1 protein-coding gene is annotated in these 1,492 nt (G+C 52.9%); it reads right to left on the bottom strand.

The window, feature by feature from the left end; translation table 11 throughout:
* On the bottom strand, window positions 1-1,478 hold a 1,478-nt coding region (locus KDK14_RS07230; RefSeq protein WP_257264379.1), incomplete at its 3' end, for an acyl-CoA dehydrogenase family protein.
* Between the last annotated feature and the right edge of the window lie 14 nt (window positions 1,479-1,492).

Below are 1,492 nucleotides of genomic sequence, written 5' to 3'. Positions count from 1 at the left end.
TCCTTATTCAGGGCAGTCAGCGGCTTGATAAATTCCCGGAGTTCTTCATTGTCTGCCTGAGCCTGACAGAACTTATGAACCAGCTTGGTGAAGGGCTTCATGGTGGCCCCCTGAGTCATCAGGACTTTACGACCCAACAGGTCCAGCGCCTGAATACCCGTGGTTCCCTCATAAAGCATGGAGATACGGCAGTCGCGAACATTCTGCTCCATACCCCACTCACGGATAAAGCCATGGCCACCGTAGCATTGCAGACCATGGTTGGCGGCTTCAAAACCGGTCTCGGTCATGAATGCCTTAACAATAGGAGTCAGGAAACTCATTTCCAGATCCGCCTGTTTCCGGACTTCTTCATCCGGGCTGTTTACCAGGTCGGCAATTTGTGCCACGTAATAAACCAGTGCCCGGTTGCCTTCCGTCAGGGCCTTGATGGTCAACAGCATGCGGCGGACATCAGGGTGGACAATGATCGGGTCGGCAGGTCCATCAGGGTTCTTTGCACCGGAGAGAGAGCGCATTTGCAGACGGTCACGGGCGTATCGAACAGCGCCCTGATAAGCAACTTCTGCATGGGCAAGCCCCTGAATACCGGTGCCCAGACGGGCAGAGTTCATAAAGGTGAACATGCAGTTCAAACCTTTATTCGGTTCACCAATCAAATAACCGGTGGCATCGTCAAAGTTCATCACACAGGTGGCATTGCCATGAATACCCATCTTGTGCTCGATGGAACCACAGCTGACACCGTTGGGTTCACCCGGGGCATCGGGGCGATGACGGGGAACAATAAACAGGGAGATGCCTTTGGTACCTTCAGGTGCCCCCGGCAAACGGGCAAGCACGATATGAACAATATTTTCTGCCATATCGTGCTCCCCGGCGGAGATAAAGATTTTGGTACCGGTAATACGATAAGTGCCGTCGTCCTGTGGTACAGCTTTGGTTTTCAGCATGCCCAGGTCAGTACCGCAATGGGATTCCGTCAGACACATCGTGCCGGTCCACTCACCGGAAATCAGACGGGTAAGGTACGTTTCTTTCTGCTTATCCGTACCATGAGTTTCCAGAGTATTCATTGCGCCATGACTCAGACCGGGATACATCCCCCAGGACCAGTTGGATTCCCCCATCAATTCACTGAGCACCAGGCCCAGAGATGAAGGAAGCCCCTGGCCACCATGCTCAGCATCACTGGCCAGCGATGGCCAGCCACCTTCAACAAACTGCTGATAGGCTTCTTTAAATCCGGTTGGGGTTTTAACGCCCGTTTTTGTCCAGGTACAACCTTCCTCATCACCGACACGATTCAGCGGTGAAAGTACCTGTTCACAGAATTTGGCTCCTTCTTCCAAAATAGCGTCCACCATATCCGGAGTGGCATCCTGGCCTTGTGGGAGGTTGGCGTAATGCTGTTCGTAGCCCAGAACTTCATTACGGACGAAGCGGATATCGCGCAGGGGGGCTTTATATTCTGGCATGATGCATCCTCGAT

Origin of the sequence: Endozoicomonas sp. ONNA2 (genome assembly GCF_024606365.1) — a bacterium.
Classification (GTDB): Bacteria; Pseudomonadota; Gammaproteobacteria; order Pseudomonadales; family Endozoicomonadaceae; genus Endozoicomonas.
The sequence above is the reverse complement of the archived record's forward strand: the minus strand, read 5'-3'. Positions and strand labels throughout refer to the sequence as shown.